Below are 20,641 nucleotides of genomic sequence, written 5' to 3'. Positions count from 1 at the left end.
CAAGCATATGGAACAGCAACCCGATATTGATCCGCAGGAAACGCAAGAATGGCTGGATGCGCTCGATTCGGTCATCGCCAATGCCGGCGGCGAACGCGCCCATTTTCTGCTGGAAAAACTGATAGAAAAGGCCCGCCGTTCCGGCGCTTACTTGCCTTACAGCGCCACGACGGCGTATATCAATACCATACCGGTGGGAAAAGAAGAACGCTCACCGGGTAATAATGCCATCGAACACCGCATTCGTTCGTACGTGCGCTGGAATGCCATGGCGATGGTGTTACGCGCCAACAAAAATACCAATGTCGGCGGACACATCGCCAGCTTCGCCTCAGCCGCAACACTTTACGACGTAGGTTACAATCATTTCTGGCACGCGCCCTGTGAAACGCATGGCGGCGATCTGGTTTACCTGCAGGGGCATTCTTCTCCAGGTGCTTACGCGTATGCATTTCTGTCCGGTGAATTGAGCGAAGCGCAGCTGAACAATTTCCGCCAAGAAACCGGCGGCAATGGTTTGTCCTCGTATCCGCATCCTTGGTTGATGCCTAATTTCTGGCAATTTCCCACGGTTTCGATGGGGTTGGGGCCGTTGATGGCGATTTATCAAGCCCGTTTCATGAAATATCTGGGCAGCCGCGGATTGGTCAATACCGAAGGTCGTAAAATCTGGGCCTTCATGGGCGACGGCGAGATGGACGAGCCCGAGTCGCTCGGCGCTATCCCACTGGCATCGCGCGAGAAACTGGATAATCTGATTTTTGTCGTCAATTGCAATCTGCAACGTCTGGATGGTCCGGTGCGCGGTAACGGCAAAGTCATCCAGGAACTCGAGGGCGCTTTTCGCGGCGCGGGCTGGAATGTCATCAAGGTGATCTGGGGTTCTTATTGGGATCCGCTCTTGGCGAAGGACACCAAGGGGTTATTGCAGAAACGCATGATGGAATGCGTGGATGGTCAATATCAAAACTTCAAGGCTAGAGACGGCGCTTACGTGCGCGAGCATTTTTTCGGCAAATACCCGGAACTGCTGGAAATGGTCGCTACGATGTCGGACGACGATATCTGGCGGTTAAACCGCGGCGGACATGATCCTCATAAAGTCTATGCGGCGTATGCGGCGGCGGCCAAACATACCGGACAGCCGACCGTGATTCTGGCCAAAACGATCAAAGGGTACGGCATGGGTGAAGCGGGTGAAGCGCAAAATATCACCCATCAGCAGAAAAAAATGGGAACGACCTCATTAAAAGCTTTCCGCAACCGCTTCGGTTTGGATATTCCCGACGACAAAATCGATGAGATTCCCTATCTGACTTTCCCCGAAGATTCAGCGGAATTTAAGTATATGCGGGAACGGCGGGTGGCGTTGGGTGGGACTTTTCACCGCCGTAAAACCCGTGCGCAAGCGTTGCAAGTGCCGTCGCTATCGGCATTTCAAGCGCTGCTGAAAGCCAGTGGCGAAGGACACGAATCGTCCACCACCATGGCGTTTGTACGGATTCTGAATATCCTGGTGAAAGATAAGCAAATCGGTCAGCATATCGTACCGATTGTCGCCGACGAATCGCGCACATTCGGTATGGAGGGTATGTTCCGGCAATTAGGTATCTGGTCGTCAGCCGGGCAGCTATATACGCCGCAAGACGCGGATCAACTGATGTATTACAAGGAAGACAAGCACGGCCAGATTCTGCAGGAAGGCATTTGCGAAGCAGGAGCCATGTCATCGTGGATAGCGGCAGCGACGGCCTATAGCACGCACGGCATCCAGATGATTCCGTTTTTTATTTTTTACTCCATGTTCGGCTTCCAGCGCATCGGCGATTTGGCATGGGCCGCCGGTGATATGCGCTGCCGCGGTTTTTTGCTGGGTGGAACGGCGGGGCGCACGACATTGAACGGCGAAGGATTGCAGCATGAAGACGGGCACAGTCACATTGTGGCGTCGACGATTCCCAATTGCGTTTCATACGATCCGGCGTTTGCGTATGAGCTGGCCATCATCATTCAGGACGGGTTGCGCCGCATGTATCAGGAGCAAGAAGATGTTTATTATTACATCACCGTGATGAATGAAAACTACGCGCACCCTGAAATGCCGGTTGGCGCTGAAAAAGATATTTTGAAGGGAATGTATTTGTTCAGAGCGGGGGATGTTGCTGCAAGCGAGCCCCGTGTGCAATTGCTTGGTGCCGGAACCATTCTGCGCGAAGTGATCGCAGCAGCCGAGATATTGCAACAGGAATATGGCGTGAGCGCCGATGTTTGGAGTGTGACCAGTTTCAACGAATTGAGGCGCGAAGCGCTGGCCGCTACCCGCTGGAATATGCTGCATCCGGCACAACCGGCAAGAACATCGCATGTGGAAAATTGTTTCAAAGGGCGTGAAGGTCCGGTAGTTGCCGCAACCGATTTTATGAAGATTTATGCCGATCAAATCCGTGAATTTGTGCCGGGGCGATACCGTGTGCTCGGCACTGACGGTTTCGGCCGTTCCGATACGCGCCAAAAGCTGCGCCATTTCTTTGAAGTGGATCGATTTTATATAACGGTTGCGGCACTCAAGGCATTGTCGGAGGAAGGCAAGATCGGCAGCCAGCAAGTTACCCAGGCAATTGAGAAATACGGTATTGATCCGGAAAAAAACAATCCGGCGATTAGCTAGGTCAATGACGGACAGATTGGCATTCTCCATTTCGACGGCATGTGAGGAAAGCGTGTGGCTGAATTAAAAAAAGTGCTCATTCCCAATATCGGCGACTTCAAAGAAGTGCCGGTCATCGAAGTGCTGGTAAAAGCGGGCGACATTGTGAAAGTGGAAGATTCGCTGGTCACGCTGGAATCCGACAAAGCGACGATCGAAATCCCGTCGCCTTATTCCGGTGTGATCAAGGAAGTGTTGGTCAAAGCCGGTGACAAAGTATCGGAAGGTAATGTAGTTCTGACTTTGGAAGCTTTGGTTAGCGACCAAGCGGAAATCACTGCGCAGACTTCCCAGACGGTTGCTGGGCAAAAGGAAACCGCGCCGCAACCGAGACACGAAGTGAAACCGGTTGCTAACCAAGCGCCGCTGCAAGTGCTGCCAATCGGACCACCGGTCGGCAATGATTCATCCAAAGCGCATGCCAGCCCGTCGGTTCGCCGTTTTGCGCGGGAGCTCGGCGTCAATCTCGAATTAATTACCGGCAGCGGGCCGAAGCACCGTATTCTCAAGGAAGATGTGCAGGCTTTTGTAAAAGCCGAATTAGCAAAGTCGGGCGGCGTAGGCATGGGGGCAGCGCTGAATCTGCTGCCTTGGCCGCAAGTGAATTTTGCTAAGTTCGGCCCAGTTGAATTACGATCACTCACGCGAATCAAGCAAATTTCCGGCGCGAATCTGCACCGCAACTGGGTGATGATTCCGCATGTGACGCAATTTGACGAGGCCGACATTACTGATTTGGAAGCATTGCGGAAAGAATCCAATGGCAACGGCAGCAGTAAAGAAAACAGAGTGAAATTAACGCTCCTGGCTTTTTTAATGAAAGCGTTGATTGCACCTTTGAAAAAATTCCCGGAATTCAACGCTTCGCTCGATAATAACTCCAACGGTGAAACGAATCTGATCATCAAGCATTATTACCATATCGGTTTTGCTGTCGATACGGTGAATGGATTGGTTGTGCCCGTAATCCGGGATGTCGAGCAGAAAGGAATTATTACCATCGCGGAAGAATTGGCCAGGCTGTCCGCACTGGCGCGCGAAAATAAGCTGAAGCCCACCGATATGCAAGGTGCCAGTTTTACCATCTCCAGTCTGGGTGGGATCGGCGGAACGGCCTTCACACCGATTATCAATGCACCGGAAGTCGCGATTCTGGGTATCTCCAAAGCCGGTATCAAGCCGGTTTATCGCGATGACCAATTCGTGCCGCGTTTGATGTTGCCGCTGTCCCTGTCCTATGATCATCGTGTCATCGACGGTGCAACGGCGGCCCGTTTCACGACGCACCTATCGGAAGTATTGACCGATATGCGCCTTGCATTGTTATGACAGGCATTGCGTATTTTTATGCTCGCCGGGGAGGGCGTTATCGATAAGTTTCCTCTGGTCGGTATTTATGGCGGGACATTCGATCCGATCCATTATGGCCATTTACGCATTGCGGAAGAACTGCTCGATTTCACCGGTTTGAAGCGTATGATCTTTGTTCCCTCGGGTGCTCCTCGCTTACGTGCCGCACCTGCGGCGTCAAGAGGCCATCGGGCTGCCATGGTGCGGCTGGCGATTCAGGATAACAACCGGTTTGTGCTGGATGAACGGGAAATCAACCGGCCCGGAACCAGTGCAACGGTGCAATCATTGCGGGAATACCGATGTGAGTTGGGAGAAAATACCGCGCTGTGCTTTGTATTGGGAATCGATGCATTTGTTAAGATCAATCAATGGTCTGAATGGCAAACATTATTCAATCTATGCCATTTGATTGTGGTTGGCCGCCCCGGCTTTGTGTCGATTAGCGAGGACAAGAATTTGCCAATCGAGATACGCAAAGAATGCTCATCCCGCCATGCCGCGGATGCCGGTGATCTAGCACGGCAACCTAGCGGTTGTATTTATACTGCGCGCACCTCGTTGCTGGAAATATCCGCTTCGCACATACGATCGCTGATCAGCTCAGGAAAGAGCATTCGCTATTTGCTGCCTGAAAGTGTCTCTGAATATATTAAATCCAATCGGTTATATACCGGAAATCTATGAATTCTGAAAAACTGGTACCTATCATTGTTGACGCATTGGAAGAGATCAAGGCGCATGATATCGATGTCATCAATGTGTCAAAAATTACCTCGATGTTCGAGTTCATTATTATCGCTAGCGCGGATTCGACACGTCAAACAAAGGCGCTGGCTAATAATGTGCAAGAAAAGGCTAAAGCTGCCGGGAGAAAAGTGCACAGTGTCGAAGGTGAACAGTCGGGTGAATGGGTGCTTGTGGATTTAGGCGATGTGGTTGTGCATATCATGCTGCCGGCCGTACGAGAATATTACAATTTGAAAGCGCTGTGGTCGGAGCGTAATTGACGCTACCGGGAATTGCGAATGAATTCCATCGGTTCATGAAGTTTTTTATTCTCGCGGTCGGCAACAAAATGCCGGATTGGATCAAAACGGGCTACCTCGAGTATATTAAACGCTTGTCCGGTGAAATAACTGTCAATTTGATTGAAATTAAGCCGGAAAAGCGCGCCGGAGGAAAATCGGTTGTGCAGGTTCTGCAAGCGGAATATCAACGGATTCGCGCCGCTTTGCCGCCGAATTGCTACATTGTGGTTCTCGATGAGCAAGGTCAGCAATGGACTACGGTAAAATTTGCCGGGGTCATCCAAGAATGGATGATGACGCAAAATGCCATTGCATTTATCATTGGTGGCGCGGACGGCTTGCATGAGGAAATCAAACAAGCCGCGCATGCGATGCTGGCATTATCGAAACTGACATTGCCGCATGGACTGGTGCGTGTTTTGCTGGCAGAACAGATTTATCGTGCCGTATCGATTAATAAGAATCACCCTTATCACAGAGCTTAAACTTGATTGCGCACCTATGAACATATGCCCTTCAAAACCATCACGTGGAAACGTTGAATGTGATGATCAAACCGATTCAATGTGTCGAATGTAGTGCGATGGCATAAGATTGCGATGTTCTCCGAGAACCAAATCTACCTTGCATCTAGAAGCCCTCGCCGGCGCGAATTGCTGCGCCAGATCGGCGTGAAATTTAATTTATTGATGATGCGGGAAACTTTGGGCCGTGCTATCGATGTCGACGAGCAGCCGCTTGCCAATGAAGTTCCCGCTGATTATATCTACCGCGTTACCCGCGCCAAGGCCGATGCCGGTTGGAAACGGATATTGCAGCGTCGCTTGCCAGTTCAGCCGGTGCTGGCGGCTGATACCATTGTGACGATCGATGGATGCATCCTCGGAAAACCGAGGGATAATGCGCATGCCGAAGAAATGCTGAAAATATTGTCGGGACGTTCGCATCAGGTGCTGACTGCGATCGGCATCGGTATCCGCGATACCATACAAATGCGATTGTCGACATCGACCGTACGTTTCCGCGAAATCAGCGAACGTGAGATTCGGCATTATCTGGCAAATAATAATGTTCTGGACAAAGCCGGAGCTTATGCGATTCAAGGCGTGGCGGCCGCTTTCATCGTCGAGATTTCGGGCAGTTATAGCGGTATCATGGGATTGCCGCTGTACGAGACGGCCCAATTGCTTGAGGAAGCCGGCATCGCAATTTTCCAATAGCAGCTAGTTTGGTGTAGCAGCATTTACCTAAAATTGAATTGCGCTTCGCGTCGTTAACAATTCGTCATGTGATCTGCTGCAGTGTGGGGCATCGGCTTTAAAAATCCGTTTTTTAATAATAATCTAATCGAACATGAGTAATGAAATTCTTGTCAATATCACGCCGCAAGAAACCCGGGTGGCGATACTGGAGCAAGGGGTGACGCAAGAGTTGCACATTGAAAGGACAAGCGGCCGGGGTATCGTTGGGAATATCTATAATGGGCGCGTCAGCCGTGTTTTGCCCGGAATGCAATCCGCTTTTGTCGATATTGGCCTTGACCGGGCTGCCTTTTTACATGTGGCGGATATCCGCGATTCCGGTCAAGAGGGCGATGCAGCCAAACCCATCGAGAAATTATTATATGAAGGGAACAGTATCCTGGTGCAAGTTATCAAGGATGCCATAGGCACCAAGGGCGCGCGGTTGTCGACACAGATCAGTCTGGCGGGCCGTTTGCTGGTGTTTCTGCCGCAAGAATCACATATCGGTATTTCGCAGCGTATTGAAGATGATAGCGAACGTGAACTGCTGCGCGATAAGTTGCAGCAGATTCTGCCTGCGGAGGAGAAGGGCGGGTATATTATCCGCACTATGGCTGAAACCGCGGATGAAAGCGATTTGCGCGCCGATCTCGAATATTTGCACCGGCTATGGCACGACATTCAACAAAAATCGATGACTATTGCCGCACCGGTTTTGCTTTATCAAGATCTTGATCTCAGTCACCGGGTATTACGGGATTTCGTTGATGAAGATACCATTCGCATTCTTGTTGATTCGCGGGAAAATTATCAAAGATTGGTGCGATTTGCGCACAACTACATGACCTATATCGCGGAACGTATAACGCTTTATACCGGTGACCGCCCATTGTTCGATTTGTACAGTGTGGAAGAAGAAATTGAAAAATCTTTGGCGAAACGCGTCAATCTGAAGTCTGGCGGTTATCTGATTATCGATCAAACAGAAGCGCTGACCACAATGGACGTGAACACCGGCGGATTTATCGGTGTACGCAACTTTGACGACACTATTTTTAAAACTAACCTGGAAGCGGCTCAAGTTATTGCCAGGCAGCTTCGCTTACGCAATCTCGGCGGTATTATTATTATCGACTTTATCGATATGGATTCCGAAGAACATAAGCAGGCTGTTTTGGCTGAATTTAATAAAGCACTGTTAAGAGATCGTACACGTATAACTGTTAATGGGTTTAGTGCGCTTGGCCTGGTGGAGATGACGCGTAAACGCACCCGGGAAAGTCTGGCGCATGTGTTATGCGAGACTTGCCCGACCTGTCAGGGGCGAGGTGAAATCCGTACCGCACAAACGATTTGTTACGAAATATTGCGCGAATTGTTGCGCGAAGCCAGGCAGTTTGAAGCCAACGAGTTTCGCATTCTGGCATCGCAGCAAGTAATCGATTTGTTTCTCGATGAGGAATCGCAAAGTCTGGCGCAATTAGGTGATTTCATAGCGAAACCGATCAGCTTGCAGGTCGAGGAATCGTATACGCAAGAGCAGTATGACGTGATATTGATGTAGCGCAGTGTGGTTAAATCAAATCGCGGTGGTATTAGCTTCAGCTTCAGTAGGGTGCTGCCTGATCCAATGAAAATCAACTCGATTCTTGTCATCAGCACGCGCGCACTTTACAGATTTTACCCCCGGCACCATGAATCGCTGCAATCGGCAGTTTTCTTTGGTTATTTTAATTATTTTAAATTAATTCAATCGGTTAGTGATAGATGTGCTTATCATGTATATACTTAGGGCGACATAAGTAAAAAGTAGTATCCATAAACCACATCTTGTCCATATCAAATTCTTATTGTTATTTCCACTTCTACCTACTTTAGAAGTCAATCAGTTATTCTCCGGTAAATTTTTTTGCATGCTGGTTTGTTTCTTTGAGAACTGCAAATATCAGAATTCAATCGACTCGATTCTTTAAAATTTTAATAATTATCTGAATATATTTAATTAAATAAAATAATGCGGATTTTTATGATTTATTTTATTAAGAATTTATGGAGAAATTATCTAAGTATTTTACTTATTTTTAGTAAGAAATTAGCCATATCTAATTAAGGTTTTTGCGTTATAAGAGGCAATTCTATTGCTAATAGCATGTAATGTTTATGACTATACCGATTGGTGGTTTTGCTCGTTAAACAATAATAATTTTCCTAATATACAACGCAATTACGAAGCGATAGGATTATCTCAAGCTTATATTCTTGAAGAATCTCTATCACGAAGGCTGAAATAGAAAAAATTTTGCGATCTTGGGAATACCTAGTGCCGAGAAAATAACTGATTGCAGAATGGTGATCTCTTTCAATGAGGAAAAATTCTTCAACAAGCTAGTTGGCTTTGAAAACTGATGTTTTTGAAGTTTATCACTAATAGTTTACGAGAGAGAGGTAATTTATGGCGTCACGATTAGATGACGAATCGGTAGTCTCGCAGCAAAAAACTGTAGAGACTACAAAAAAAGAGGGGTCAGCTGCTTTTCAGTCGCAGTACTTTTTCCGTGATACAGCGGCAGGGTTGATAACTGGAGCAATGGCTATTCCATTAACGATCGGTATTGCGATTATGTCAAATTATCCGATCAAGGTGGGTTTGGCGACAGTGGCTTTTGCTTCATTCATTGGATGGATAAATGCCTGGTTCAGACCAGGCAATTTTATTGGTTCTCCAGGTATTGCTGCTGGATTGGCGCCAGTGCTGGCAATGGGTGTGGCTACTTTTGGCATTCAGAATATGGCATTTTGTATTTGTATGACTGCTGTTATGCAGGCCATCATTTGGAAATTTAATTGGCAGCGATATTTACTTGTCGCAGTTCCAGTGTACTTAGTTGAAGGATTGCTGGCGGGCGTTGGTTTAAAGATTCTGCTCAAGTTTTCAGAGTTTACCTATGAGATACCTGCAGAATTGGTGACAGAAGATTTCTGGAATGAGGCGCGTATTCAAATGGCTGCAATATCAGCAGGCGGTCTTGCTTTCTTTCTGATCTTGTTTTCAAAATTTAAAGACACTCAACCAGCAATTCCTTACTTTGCCATCATCATAGGTGGAGTGATCTTGGCTCAATTTGTATCGGTGCCTATGATTTCCGTAGAAGATGTTGAGCTTGGATTGAAATTACCGCTTCCAAGCGAAGATACGACAATCTTGATGCTGGCTTACATGATCTTTTTCTGCGCTATGTTAGCCGTTGTGGATGTGATTGAGCAGGTTATGAGTAACGCAGCCATCGAGAAAATTGATCCATTGAAACGTAAAACCAATAGTAATAACAGCTTGCTTGCAATCTGGATTGCTAATTTTGGCTCAAGTTTCTTTGGCGGTATGACCAATTTGGATGGTTTGGCAAAGAGCACTACCAATAAACTGGCCGGTGCGATGACAAAATTTTCGGTTTTGATTATTGGTACTGTTGTGTGCTTCTTTACGTTCAATACACATTATCTGGACTATTTGCCGAAATTCGCTCTGGCGGCCATTATGCTGTTCACAGGTTATAAGATGATTGCTGGCTTGGTGCATGTTACACATTACGGTCCTTATGCGTTGATGTTGGCGTTCTTGACAGCTGGTTTGGTCTATAAAGTTGGTATCTTTGAAGGCTTATTGATTGCTATGGCGATACATGGTGTTGTTCATTACTTGGTTTATACCAAGCATGAAAATATGCCTGGAAGATCGGTTGTTAAGCGGTATTTCGATAATTTGAGAAAAGATAATAGTAATTTGCAATAAGGCAGGGTGTTTGTGTGACATATCTTTCGTAAACAGTTCACTGTTTACGAAAGAAAAAATCAAAGTATTGCTTATAAGTGTATCGAAGCTACTGTCAGGAGAATTTATTATGTTTAAAAGAATGTTAGTTTCTGTAATCAAAAAATATTTCGTTTATTTGAAAAAAGCGCACGGTAATAATCTGCAAGCAAAAATGCCATCGCATAACTTATCGTAAACTGATTTGTGTCTTAGGCTAAGTTATTGCTTATTTTAATAAACGATCAGAAATTCAATTAGAGAAAATTGTATGTATAAACAGATAATGGTAGCGGTGGATGGCAGCGAGATAGCTAAACAGGCATTAGCGGAAGCGGTCAATATAGCTAACACCTACAATGCAGCAATATGCATTGTTCACTGCATTGGTAATGAGAATGAGACTGATGCAGGGAAAGGCAAAGAGATTTTAGAACAAGCAAAGTCAGAGACCGATGTATTAAGTGTTGAAACTCGCCTTCTTAAAGCTGACGTTGAATATGGCTTAAGTGGTATTGCTGAAGCTATCGCTGCTGCTGTTTATGATTGGAAAGCGGATTTGTTAGTGGTAGGGACCTCAAATCGTCGTGGATTAGAGCGTTTCTATTTAGGATCGGTTGCGGAGCAATTAGTCGCTAAAGTTGATTCTTCAATACTATTGGTTCGCTCAAAGCAAAACTAGGTAAAGCTGTTGTTTTGTGTAATCGATAGTTCATTTGATGAAAATCGATTAAGTACAAACTATTTTTAAGTAAGTATTTCCATAATCGAGGAGATTATCATGTCAATAAAGCAAATATTCGTTATTTCAGCTGTCGCTATAGGAGTGAGTTTGTTGTCGATGTTCGAGTTAACAAGACATATTTTTAATTGGGTTATTACCGACGGACTAATAGGCGTGGTGTTTTTTATAGCTTATGTTTTGATCTCATTAAAATTTGGCAAACCTGCAAATAGAGGAAGATATGTAACCAGATATCAACCTTCGCTGAACAAAAACTAATTTTCTTGGGTTCTATAGTTTTATGCTTTTTTTGCCTTACCTGTTAATATTTACAATCCCTATTTATTGTAAATAGACCGCTTAACCCAAGCATTTTTAAGCAAAAATTTTGTGATAAAAGTGTCACAATGATCCTGGAGATCATGGGCGTGTTGAATTGGGTTCTATGTTTAAATCTTTGAAATAAGTTTCCTCTATTTCAATTAAGCGTTCGTAGGGTGTTTCCCCACCGAATCCTTATGGATTCGGTGGTATTTTAACTATCCGCATTCAGTTAATAATACTTGCTTACCACATTTTGTAAGTTGACTTTCTGGCATGCAGTGTTTTACTTTTGATGAGATCGAGTAGTTCTTCTTCGATGTTGATTCTCAGGTCCCCTTTTGCTTTATTTTGTGTGACGTGCAGAATGTTGCTATTGCTGATGCCCTTGGTTTATCCGGCAATTCTTTTTTAGCGAAGTGGCTTTCCACTATCTGGTAACAAAAGGAAGGTAAAAAAGTTGCAAAGTGCGCCAGTACAGGAAAATCCAGTCGTCTTGCAGTGGTGAGTTGCAATATTCGAGAACTAATACAGGATAGGCCGTATATGCGACGAATTTATAATCGATCCGAGGTGTTTTCATATTTACTATTGTGCTTTTGCTTGGCGCCACCGGTTAAACAATCGTCTCAGCAGGTAACTTCTGGTAATCGATACCACGGTGAAAATCAATCCGATCTGAATGTTCTGACTCAAACTGACTTCCATGTCGTATAGCGGAAACTCGATCATTTGTGTCGCCAGCGCTACGAAATAGCCGATCAGCACATTGATAAAAGCTTCGATCATGGATTGGAGTCTTGTTTGCATTTTCAACATCCTTAAAACGAAATATCGTTCGTATTATCAAATCCGCGCTGATTGTTGTTGTTTGCACCAGATGGGGAGTGATTGTTGCCTGTCGGCTACTTCATGCCATTCGGTATAATTTTCGCGATATAGCGTTTCCTACCGTTTTTACCTATCCGTTTGTGTTTTATGGCCAAATCTGACTACTCTTCTCCAGATATTGGTAATGGCGGAGTCGTTTTCCACGTAGTGAGTCTCCAGGGCTGTTCCTAGATGATTAATTGTCGCCGTGCGATATAGAGACGCCATTATTCACCATTAAGTAAGTTAAGAATGATCAAGAAGCCAGCGAAGCCGGCTGTGTAATGTGAAAATTTCTGTCCATAGTTGAAATGAACTTCCCTAGATGGAAGTTCAATTTTCGAAAGCCTGTCCCCATACTTTCTTTTTATGTATTTATAGGCTTCGTCATAGTTTGTGTACATATAATTATGATAAAGCATTAGTACCAGAGAGATCACGAGGCAAATCCAACCCACTAGCTCAATCATCGTTTTGTTCCTTTTGTCCTTTGCAAAATTATTACTGAAGTTTTTAATTGGGTGACAATACTACATTTTCGTAACAAGGTATTCCCAGTGTTTGGTGTCACATCCCCGCCGGTATCTATCTATACCGCGCTGCAGCCGCTTATTCTTATGACAGAAGAATGAAAAGAGAGAGGAAAATAATTCAATTCTTTTAATAAAGAATAGTCCTACAAAATAATAAGTCGTTTGCGATAAATGAATGAGAATATGCTGACATAATAACTTGTGCCTTAATCCGTAATTGTTTTGTGAATGGGATTATAAATCAACATAAAAACACAAAAGGGAGCCATTCTTAAGAGAAATTACATAGGAGATTCTGATGTTTAAAGATATGACAGTGAAGACGGAGCTGATTATCGTAATCGGCCTTCTGTCGGTATTGCTGATTGCTATCGGCGCGCTGGGTTTGCATGGGATAAAGCAATCGAATGAAGGATTAAGAACGGTCTATCAAGACCGCACAGTACCTGCCGTCGACCTGGCGACGATTAACGATATATGGGAAATTGTGCGTAAGAACGCGACCATTGTGGTAACCACAAAAAGCAGGGAATTTGCGAGAGAGAAATCGGAAGAAACTTCGCAGACGATTAAACGTGCCGAAGAAATTTGGGCAAAATTTATGTTAACCCAATTGACTGCCGAGGAAGCGCTGCTTGCCAAGGAAAAACTGCGATTGCATGCCGCCTATGTAGCGTCAGTCAATAAAGTATTCGGGATGGCAATGGCCGGTGATTTCGACGGCGCGGCAAAAAGCCTTAAAGAAGAAGCCGAACCGCTGTTTTACCGTTTGCATGAAACAATCTACAGTATGATTACTTTGCAAGGCAAAGTCGCTGCCAATGAGTACGGCGGTGCGGTGAGCAATTACAGCTCCATTTTCATGATCATGGTCGTTACGATTAGCTTGGGAGTGCTGTTTGCTTGTGTGCTCGGATACATTCTGCTGCGCGGCATTGTGAACCCGCTGCACGAAGCGATCGCCATTGCCAATGCGGTTGCCGCGGGTGATTTGTCCACCCGGATCGAGTCGCGTTCAACGGTAAATGGATTCGGACGTTTGATCAATGCGCTGAAAGCAATGAATGATAACTTGGTCGATTTGGTTGGGAAAGTGCGGTTGGATGCCAATCAGATCAGGACAGCGGCCGGTGAAATCGCATCGGGCAGCTCGGATTTAAGCCATCGTACTGAGGAGCAAGCATCCAGTCTGGAAGAAACGGCAAGCTCTATGGAAGAGCTGACTTCGACTGTCAAACAAAATGCGGACAATGCGCGTCAGGCTAATCAACTGGCCGCGGGCGCCTCAGAAGTTGCAGTGAGGGGAGGAGCAGTGGTCGGCCAGGTGGTGCATACCATGAATTCGATAAATGAAAGCTCGAAAAAAATCGTTGATATCATTAGCGTCATTGACAGCATCGCATTCCAAACCAATATATTGGCGCTGAATGCGTCGGTTGAAGCGGCGCGCGCTGGGGAGCAGGGACGCGGTTTTGCCGTAGTGGCGTCGGAAGTACGCACGTTGGCGCAGCGTTCCGCAACGGCAGCAAAGGAAATCAAAGAACTGATCAGCGATTCTGTCGCCAAAGTGGAAAACGGCAGCCGCCTGGTCGATGAAGCGGGCACCACTATGGATGAAATCGTAACCGCAGTTAAGCGCGTGACCGACATCATGAGCGAGATTTCTGCCGCATCGCAAGAACAGCATTCCGGAATTGAGCAAGTTAATCAGGCGGTCACACAAATGGACGAAGTTACACAACAAAATGCGACTTTGGTTGAACAGGCGGCAACAGCGGCAGAATCCATGCAGGATCAGGCGCAAGCACTTGCGCGAGCAGTTAGTGTGTTTAAATTGTCGGAGAGCGGCGATTCTGGCGTAGTCCAACCAGTCAAAAGAAGCAACCGGCCGGCTGCAAAGCTGCCCAATCGCGCGCCTGCGATCAAGAAGACCGCAATCTATCCCGCTGCTACTTCCGCATCAGTACCGGTTTCATCCCGGAAAGTGGCAGCTGGCGGCGGTGGCGACTGGGAAGAGTTTTGAAGGTAATTATTGATTACGGAGTAAGTGTTGGTCCGGTTTCATAAGAGAAAATTGAATCGCCCCGGGATTTCCGGAGATAAAATGATTTGAGAGGAGGAGAAGATGAAGAATCAAATCAGTTATTCACCGGAAGTACGGGAACGAGCGGTAAGATTGGTATTCGAGCAGCAAAAGGAGCATGAATCGCAATGGTCGGCGCTCAAATCGATAGCATCGAAGATTGGCTGCACGGCGGAAACGTTGCGGACATGGGTAAGAAGAGCGGAGAGGGATCAGGGAATTCGAGGCGGACTGTCGACGATCGGATCGTGAGCGGCTCAAGGAATTGGAACGGGAAAATCGGGAATTAAAGCGTGCCAACGAAATATTGCGTAAGGCATCGGCATATTTCGCACAGGCGGAGCTCGACCGCCGGTCGAAATGACAATGGTATTTGTCGATAGAAATAAAGCGGCATACGGAGTCGAGCCAATCTGTAGACAAATCCGGATTGCTCCGTCGAATTATTATGAATACAAAAGGCGCAAGCGGGATCCGGATCGATTGCCCGAACGTATCAAGCGGGATATAAAGCTGGCGACTGAAATACAACGGATTTGGGAAAGCAACTTCCGGGTTTATGGTGCTCGTAAAGTATGGCGGCAATTGTTGCGAGAAGGCATTGGCGTTGCCCGTTGCACCGTTGAGCGGTTGATGAAGAAGCTTGGGATGCAAGGTATCCGGCGCGGTAAGAGGTGCCGGACAACCGTTGCAGATGACTTACTTGCCTGTCCAGCCGACAAAGTCAATCGGCAATTTGTAGCCACTCGTCCGAATCAGCTGTGGTTCGCGGATATTACCTTTGTTGCAACGTGGACGGGGTTTGTTTATGTGGCTTTTATAACTGATGTTTCTGCCCGGTACATTGTTGGCTGGCGGGTCAGCCGGTCATTGCGCACCGATTTAGTACTGGATGCATTGGAACAGGCACTGTGGGCGCGGCGGAAAATCGAGGGATTAATTCATCATAGCGACCACGGTTGTCAATATTTGTCGATTCGCTATACGGAACGCCTGATTGAGGCCAATATTGAAGCTTCTGTTGGTAGTGTCGGGGATTCTTATGACAATGCACTGGCTGAAACAGTTAACGGACTATATAAGACCGAGGTTATCCGGCATCGCGGCCCTTGGCGCAATATCGACGATGTGGAGTTTGCGACCTTGGAATGGGTCGATTGGTTTAACAATCGCCGGTTACTGGAGCCGATCGAAAATATCCCGCCGGCAGAATTTGAAATGGCATATTATCGTCAACTAAGGGAGCCAACCAATACGGTTTGACTCAAGACAAATAGTCTCCGGAAAATCCGGGGCGATTCAAAGCTTCATTTTTTTCAACTCTTTAGGCGCATTGTTAAAAAGCAGAGCGGGCGCCAAAGCCATTAAGCGCCCGTTCCGATAAAACTGTGAGTTTGGGCTTAAGGCTGCGCAACAGCTCTTTTTTTGCGGCGCACTGAAATTCCAAGTAATCCCAAACCAACTAATAGCATGGCGTAGGTTTCCGGTTCCGGAACAGCCATGACATATTCATAACCTATTGTCGCGGAGTGGCCGGCCGGAATAGTGTGGAGATCGTAGCCCATATTAATCGAGCTGCCCGAAAATCCATAAGATCCGGCCGCTTGTGCCGTAGCCAGCATTACCCCGGAAGAACGGGGGCGCAGCAGCTTGCCGGATCAATGTAGGGTCGCATATCGAAAGCTCCGGCGCCTGTGGTATTGGCTAGAGTGACCATGGCGCCATCCGCTGTCGCTGTCGAAACGGAGGAATCGGGAGTGCCGGCCGCATTAATGGTTTTGAATGTGCCATTTCCAAGACCGACTGCCCGGCTCTGATCCGGATCAAAACCAACGCCCCAATGCACGTCCGTGGCATCAGCGCCAGTATTGTTTGTCAATTGTACCTTGACGGCAACATGGCCAGGCGAAGGGATACTGACTGTTTCAACAGAACCCCCAGCCATTGCCGCCGCCGCCGAGATTCGTGGAGACCGCTACCTGACCGCCGGCCAAAGTTCCAACATTAATTGATGTCAGCGGATTACTCAGCGCTACTTCATCGGCTGTCGCCACGACCCCGCCATTGGCTTCAAGTGTGTAATTGGACGCCAGAATATCTCAATTGACAAATTCCCGTCCTAAATAGCTCAAACCGATGCCGCCAGGCTGGAAATAACCGGCATCGGCGATGGTGGCGGAAGTGCCGGCACCGTCAGTAATGAAAACCGGCGCAGCCTGTACTTGTTGTAACAGCAGCTCCACATAAAATGATAACAAAGGTTTGGGCAATACAGTCTGTTCTTAATTCTAATTTCATAATCGCTACTCCTTTAAGGGGTTTGAAACAGACAAATAACGACTATTACCGAACTGCGGCTTCATTTTGCTGATAAAGCTTTCTTATTGAAATAAGTAACCTGATTATTTTTAAAAGAAATTAATCCTACAGTAATGTGGGATTAATTATGGGATTGTGAAGGGAAGTCTTAATGACTTAAAGATATTGAGCGGTGCTTACTCTTGCCGCCAGCAGTTTTATGCCGATGATTCGGATTTTTAAGAATTGTGCGGCAGACAGGAAAATTTTTGGTTGAGAATCCGGATAACTTGCTGTATTTGGTGCCCGGAGCCGGAATCGAACCGGCACGGGCGTTTTAGGCCCGAGGGATTTTAAGTTTGCGCGGTTATTACTTGCAATCATATTGTTATTTCTCGTAATCCGTTCCGCAAACGAAAAAAAATGATCCTCTGAAATCCTTTATCCATGCGGGTGTCTTTTTTTTTGCGGAACAAAATTTACTGTTTTGAGCATCTCTTTTTGGCTATTTTGTGGGTGTAACTTTGTTGCCTTTGCGGTCTCTCACATACTGTTCCGTCATGGTGATTGTGGTGTGGCCGAGTTGTTTTTGGGCTTGCCGGATATCTCCGCTTAATTCGGTTTTGTCTGTTGCAGCTTTTGCGCGCAGATCGCGGAACTGGAACGATTTCTTGGGGATTCCTGCGGCTTCACGGGCGCGGTCAAAGTGGCTGCGCAGTGTGTCTGAAGTGATTCTTTGTCCTTTGTCATCGACAATCAGCGCGAAGCTGCGCACTTTGTAAGTTGATTTTCTGGCATGGATTCTCTTGATGAGACCGGCCAGTTCTCCTTCAATGCTGATTCTCAGTTTCGCTTTGGTTTTGTTTTGTGTGACGTGCAGGATATTGTCATTGGTAATGTCCTGTTCGGTCATTTTCAGTATGTCCGAAGGGCGTTGGCCGGTCAGGTAGGCCATGTCCATTGCATCGCGCAGCGGCTGGCTGGCTTTGCTGTAGACTGCATCGAAAACCGAATCTTCGATATAAATATCTTTGCGCCCTTTTTCAGTTGCTCCTTTTATACCGGCGCAGGGGTTTTGCAGATTGGTGTAACCCCATTCCCTGGCTTTGTTCCATATGTGGCTGAATAACGCCTTTTCGCGTTTGCCGCGAATATTGCCGCGCCAATCGAGATACTGCCGGATGTTGATCGGTTCTATTTTCTCCAGCGGCGCGGGCGGGTTGTCAAAGAATTTGTATAACCAGGCGAGCTCTCTTAAATTACCTTTTTGTGTGGATGGCGCTTTTGTCGGGATGACTTCTTTTGTATAACGTTCGGCGGCGTAGCGGAAGGTTATGATCGCCGCGTGGCGCGGGGTTGCATCAATTTCCAGCTCCGCCCATTTCTTGACGGCCATTGCATAATCACTGCCCAGCGGTATTTCTTTGCGTGGTTTTCCGCCGGCGTCGTAGTAATACCACACCTTGGCGCCGCGCTTGCGGGCGCGGATACCTTTCGGGAGGTTTTTATTTACTGTTGGTACGCGCCCCATTTTGCTGCAATACCGCTGGTGTCCATGGTTTATCGGGTATTTCTTCTTTATCAAAGCGGCCTTCAACTGCCGATCGGGTGACGACAGCGCAGCCGCAGGCATTAATAAAAAATGGTATTCCCATTTTACGTAGCGCGTCAATCTGACCGGTTTTTGATTTTCTGCCGGTCAAGATGGCTACATCGGATTTTTCTAAGAATACGCTCATGGCGATCTAAACGAGGTGGTGCCGGCGCATCAAAAGAGAGAAGGGAAGGTGCAAAGATGCGCCGGGGTGTGAAGTCTTCCAGCCATCCGGCTACGCGAGTGCGCTGGCTGGTGCGGTATGTCATGAAACTCGAGAATAGTAAAACATGACACTTTCATTATTTCATCCTTTGAGTAATTTATATGTACGTGGAAACACTTATATTTCCCAAGTGATTATTTATTCCCCGCCGTACTGGCCGATCTGAAATTAACTTGTAGTGCTTCCATGTAAATCTTTTCCAGTGCTTTGTCCGCTGCAATGAGCGCCTCCCGCATGGCGATAAACTCATCCCAGGGTGCGGATACGTCGTGGCCGTCAATGCGCATTTCGTTGAGCAGGTGCATCAGTGGGGAAATAAATGCCTTAGTATTCGCCAGCATGGACATATTCAGCCTGGCCGGGTGTTTGCCGTCCGCCGAGACGAAGCCGGATTGTTCCAGCAGCTCGCGCGGGTAGTTGTACTGTTTTCTGAGTTTTTGGTATTGCTTCTCGAATACTTTCCCGATTTCTTCCATCTGGGCGGTTCGATCGGCCGGGTTATGGAGCGCATCGAATGCGCGGATGACTTGCAGGTGGAATTTGGCGCTGATCCACATGGCATAGGCGTAGACCAGTTCGCGGCAGACGTAGGTGCCGCCTTGACCGCCACGAACGGTTTTTGTGCAAATCTGCATTTCTGCAGATTTGATTTCTTCAATTAGCGCTTGGGTTTGATCAAGCCGCATGAAATTAGTTGGCGCGTGCTTTTCTTCGCCGCCAGCGGCTTTGTGCAAATCATTAAGGGAATACAATCCATCGAGTTGACGGATTTTGGTCGTGAGAATGGTTAATGCGGTCATGATTCTTTGCTCCTTTGAAGGGAGTTGACCATCAGCGAAATGCGGGTGATCGGGCGCTTCAAACCTGGCAAAGTCAGGCGAGATTATTCCCCTTTCGGGTGTTTTATTCTCTGCACGCCCGACCATTGAAAAAACAATGGGCGTAAAAAAACCGCATTCTTTCGGGCGCGGGGTTCCGCTTTGCTTGGGTGTTTGAAGCACCTGAGCGGAAGGATAAGCCCGCGCGATTGGATTTGTCAACAAAATCGAATTGTTGTAGGCTGCGGCTTTCATATCAATCCTTTCCCCTGGCATTATCATGAGCATCTTTACTGAGATCGAGAGACTTATCAACGAACACGGATCTTCTACGATACTTAAGGAGCGCATCCTTCTTCTGAGAGATCAACATGACATACTCTGCAAAGAGAACGCCGCGAAAGAAAAGAAAATCCTCGTACTTGAGAGTCAAATACTTAATCTTAAGCATGAAATATCTGACCTTCAGCTTATTAATGAAAAGCTCAAATTCGAGAACCGCCAGTTGCAAGAGAAGAATAAAATTTTCCATAATTCAAATCCTCATAATGATTCTTGTTCCAATTGCGGATCAAACAAGCTAAAAAGAACCGGCAGCAGACCACACGAAACCTTTGGTGACTGTGGCGTCATAGAGATCAAATACACGTGCAATGATTGCGGTGCAGAATCATTCGTTATGTTCGATCCAATGCAAAAAGGCGCATGATTAACGGTAGTTGTCAAATGCATGATAATCGGGCGGCTTCCCCAATGTTGATAGAATGAGAGTTCGACCAACTCATTTTCAACAAAGGAGAAACCATGAACGAAGATAGAGTGGCAAAACTAGAAGCATCTGTTTCGCATATCGAGTCTGATATTAAAGAAATCAGAACAGATATGCGTGGCATCCGCTCGGAATTAATCGGCATACGGGAAAATCGGGAAAAAGATTTTCGTGTATTGTTTGGGGCTATCATTGCTGTTGCTCTCGGTCTTGCGGGCATGATGGCTAAAGGGTTCGGCTGGTTTAATTAACTTTTTCAGGGTGT

The 20,641-nt window shown here is 46.8% G+C and carries 21 protein-coding genes, 1 pseudogene and 1 other annotated feature; of the genes and pseudogenes, 14 read left to right on the top strand and 8 right to left on the bottom strand.

What is annotated here, in order from left to right:
* Nucleotides 1-7: 7 nt before the first annotated feature.
* From aceE to HRU77_04435, 10 genes are all read left to right on the top strand, one after another.
* Nucleotides 8-2,668 carry a pyruvate dehydrogenase (acetyl-transferring), homodimeric type gene (aceE, locus tag HRU77_04480; GenBank protein QOJ20018.1) on the top strand — a complete coding sequence of 887 codons (2,661 nt, stop codon included), beginning with the start codon at nt 8-10 and terminating at the stop codon, nt 2,666-2,668.
* 54 nt (nt 2,669-2,722) lie between these two features.
* A complete protein-coding gene (aceF, locus tag HRU77_04475) occupies nt 2,723-4,036 on the top strand; it encodes a dihydrolipoyllysine-residue acetyltransferase (GenBank protein QOJ20017.1) in 1,314 nt (437 codons plus the stop codon).
* Between the two features lie 18 nt (nt 4,037-4,054).
* Nucleotides 4,055-4,744 (top strand): nicotinate-nucleotide adenylyltransferase, encoded by a 690-nt coding sequence (nadD, locus tag HRU77_04470; protein ID QOJ20016.1) that lies wholly within the window; start codon nt 4,055-4,057, stop codon nt 4,742-4,744.
* Nucleotides 4,741-5,067: a ribosome silencing factor gene (gene rsfS / locus HRU77_04465; protein QOJ20015.1), complete on the top strand. Its 327-nt coding sequence runs from the start codon at nt 4,741-4,743 to the stop codon at nt 5,065-5,067. The genes nadD and rsfS overlap by 4 nt, the downstream gene beginning before the upstream one ends.
* 35 nt (nt 5,068-5,102) lie before the next feature.
* Nucleotides 5,103-5,573 carry a 23S rRNA (pseudouridine(1915)-N(3))-methyltransferase RlmH gene (gene rlmH / locus HRU77_04460; protein QOJ20014.1) on the top strand — a complete coding sequence of 157 codons (471 nt, stop codon included), beginning with the start codon at nt 5,103-5,105 and terminating at the stop codon, nt 5,571-5,573.
* A 114-nt stretch (nt 5,574-5,687) separates the two neighbouring features.
* Nucleotides 5,688-6,308, top strand: a complete 621-nt coding sequence (gene maf, locus HRU77_04455; GenBank protein ID QOJ22058.1) for a septum formation inhibitor Maf — start codon at nt 5,688-5,690, stop codon at nt 6,306-6,308.
* A 133-nt stretch (nt 6,309-6,441) separates the two neighbouring features.
* Nucleotides 6,442-7,896 (top strand): ribonuclease G, encoded by a 1,455-nt coding sequence (gene rng / locus HRU77_04450; GenBank protein ID QOJ20013.1) that lies wholly within the window; start codon nt 6,442-6,444, stop codon nt 7,894-7,896.
* A gap of 888 nt (nt 7,897-8,784) precedes the next feature.
* The gene (locus HRU77_04445) at nt 8,785-10,122 is read left to right on the top strand and encodes a SulP family inorganic anion transporter (GenBank protein ID QOJ20012.1); all 1,338 of its coding nucleotides are present in this window, start codon (nt 8,785-8,787) and stop codon (nt 10,120-10,122) included.
* A gap of 289 nt (nt 10,123-10,411) precedes the next feature.
* Nucleotides 10,412-10,822: a universal stress protein gene (locus HRU77_04440; protein ID QOJ20011.1), complete on the top strand. Its 411-nt coding sequence runs from the start codon at nt 10,412-10,414 to the stop codon at nt 10,820-10,822.
* Nucleotides 10,823-10,921: 99 nt separating this feature from the next.
* On the top strand, nt 10,922-11,143 hold the full coding sequence (locus tag HRU77_04435; protein ID QOJ20010.1) for a hypothetical protein: 222 nt from the start codon (nt 10,922-10,924) through the stop codon (nt 11,141-11,143).
* A gap of 630 nt (nt 11,144-11,773) precedes the next feature.
* Here HRU77_04435 and HRU77_04430 read toward each other — a convergent pair.
* Nucleotides 11,774-12,004 (bottom strand): hypothetical protein, encoded by a 231-nt coding sequence (locus HRU77_04430; GenBank protein QOJ20009.1) that lies wholly within the window; start codon nt 12,002-12,004, stop codon nt 11,774-11,776.
* Between the two features lie 882 nt (nt 12,005-12,886).
* Between HRU77_04430 and HRU77_04425 the strand changes: the two genes are divergently transcribed.
* Both HRU77_04425 and HRU77_04420 read left to right on the top strand, forming a co-directional pair.
* On the top strand, nt 12,887-14,611 hold the full coding sequence (locus HRU77_04425) for an MCP four helix bundle domain-containing protein (GenBank protein QOJ20008.1): 1,725 nt from the start codon (nt 12,887-12,889) through the stop codon (nt 14,609-14,611).
* Nucleotides 14,612-14,713: 102 nt separating this feature from the next.
* Nucleotides 14,714-15,934 (top strand): annotated as a pseudogene (locus tag HRU77_04420) (IS3 family transposase).
* Nucleotides 14,993-15,109 (top strand) — a sequence feature (AL1L pseudoknot). Its footprint overlaps the pseudogene before it by 117 nt.
* Before the next feature lie 137 nt (nt 15,935-16,071).
* On the opposite strand, the gene HRU77_04415 reads toward HRU77_04420, so the two are convergent.
* The 7 genes from HRU77_04415 to HRU77_04385 all read right to left on the bottom strand — a co-directional run bounded on the left by HRU77_04415 (nt 16,072) and on the right by HRU77_04385 (nt 19,589).
* Nucleotides 16,072-16,293, bottom strand: a complete 222-nt coding sequence (locus tag HRU77_04415; protein ID QOJ20007.1) for a PEP-CTERM sorting domain-containing protein — start codon at nt 16,291-16,293, stop codon at nt 16,072-16,074.
* Nucleotides 16,293-16,616 carry a hypothetical protein gene (locus HRU77_04410; GenBank protein ID QOJ20006.1) on the bottom strand — a complete coding sequence of 108 codons (324 nt, stop codon included), beginning with the start codon at nt 16,614-16,616 and terminating at the stop codon, nt 16,293-16,295. The genes HRU77_04415 and HRU77_04410 overlap by 1 nt, the downstream gene beginning before the upstream one ends.
* A 154-nt stretch (nt 16,617-16,770) precedes the next feature.
* Nucleotides 16,771-16,914: a hypothetical protein gene (locus tag HRU77_04405; protein QOJ20005.1), complete on the bottom strand. Its 144-nt coding sequence runs from the start codon at nt 16,912-16,914 to the stop codon at nt 16,771-16,773.
* Between the two features lie 232 nt (nt 16,915-17,146).
* Nucleotides 17,147-17,353 carry a hypothetical protein gene (locus HRU77_04400; GenBank protein QOJ20004.1) on the bottom strand — a complete coding sequence of 69 codons (207 nt, stop codon included), beginning with the start codon at nt 17,351-17,353 and terminating at the stop codon, nt 17,147-17,149.
* A gap of 121 nt (nt 17,354-17,474) precedes the next feature.
* Entirely contained in the window at nt 17,475-18,500 is a 1,026-nt protein-coding gene (locus HRU77_04395) for a tyrosine-type recombinase/integrase (protein ID QOJ20003.1), read from the bottom strand.
* The gene (locus HRU77_04390; GenBank protein ID QOJ20002.1) at nt 18,475-18,708 is read right to left on the bottom strand and encodes a DUF4224 domain-containing protein; all 234 of its coding nucleotides are present in this window, start codon (nt 18,706-18,708) and stop codon (nt 18,475-18,477) included. The genes HRU77_04395 and HRU77_04390 overlap by 26 nt, the downstream gene beginning before the upstream one ends.
* A 215-nt stretch (nt 18,709-18,923) precedes the next feature.
* Nucleotides 18,924-19,589 carry a KilA-N domain-containing protein gene (locus HRU77_04385; protein QOJ20001.1) on the bottom strand — a complete coding sequence of 222 codons (666 nt, stop codon included), beginning with the start codon at nt 19,587-19,589 and terminating at the stop codon, nt 18,924-18,926.
* Between the two features lie 298 nt (nt 19,590-19,887).
* Here HRU77_04385 and HRU77_04380 point away from each other — a divergent pair, with 298 nt between their 5' ends.
* Together HRU77_04380 and HRU77_04375 are read left to right on the top strand one after the other, a co-directional pair.
* The gene (locus tag HRU77_04380; protein ID QOJ20000.1) at nt 19,888-20,316 is read left to right on the top strand and encodes a hypothetical protein; all 429 of its coding nucleotides are present in this window, start codon (nt 19,888-19,890) and stop codon (nt 20,314-20,316) included.
* A 95-nt stretch (nt 20,317-20,411) separates the two neighbouring features.
* Nucleotides 20,412-20,627 (top strand): hypothetical protein, encoded by a 216-nt coding sequence (locus tag HRU77_04375; protein ID QOJ19999.1) that lies wholly within the window; start codon nt 20,412-20,414, stop codon nt 20,625-20,627.
* Nucleotides 20,628-20,641 lie beyond the last annotated feature (14 nt).

Source organism: Gammaproteobacteria bacterium, assembly GCA_015709615.1.
GTDB lineage: Bacteria > Pseudomonadota > Gammaproteobacteria > Burkholderiales > Nitrosomonadaceae > Nitrosomonas.
This window is presented reverse-complemented; position numbering and strand designations above follow the sequence as displayed.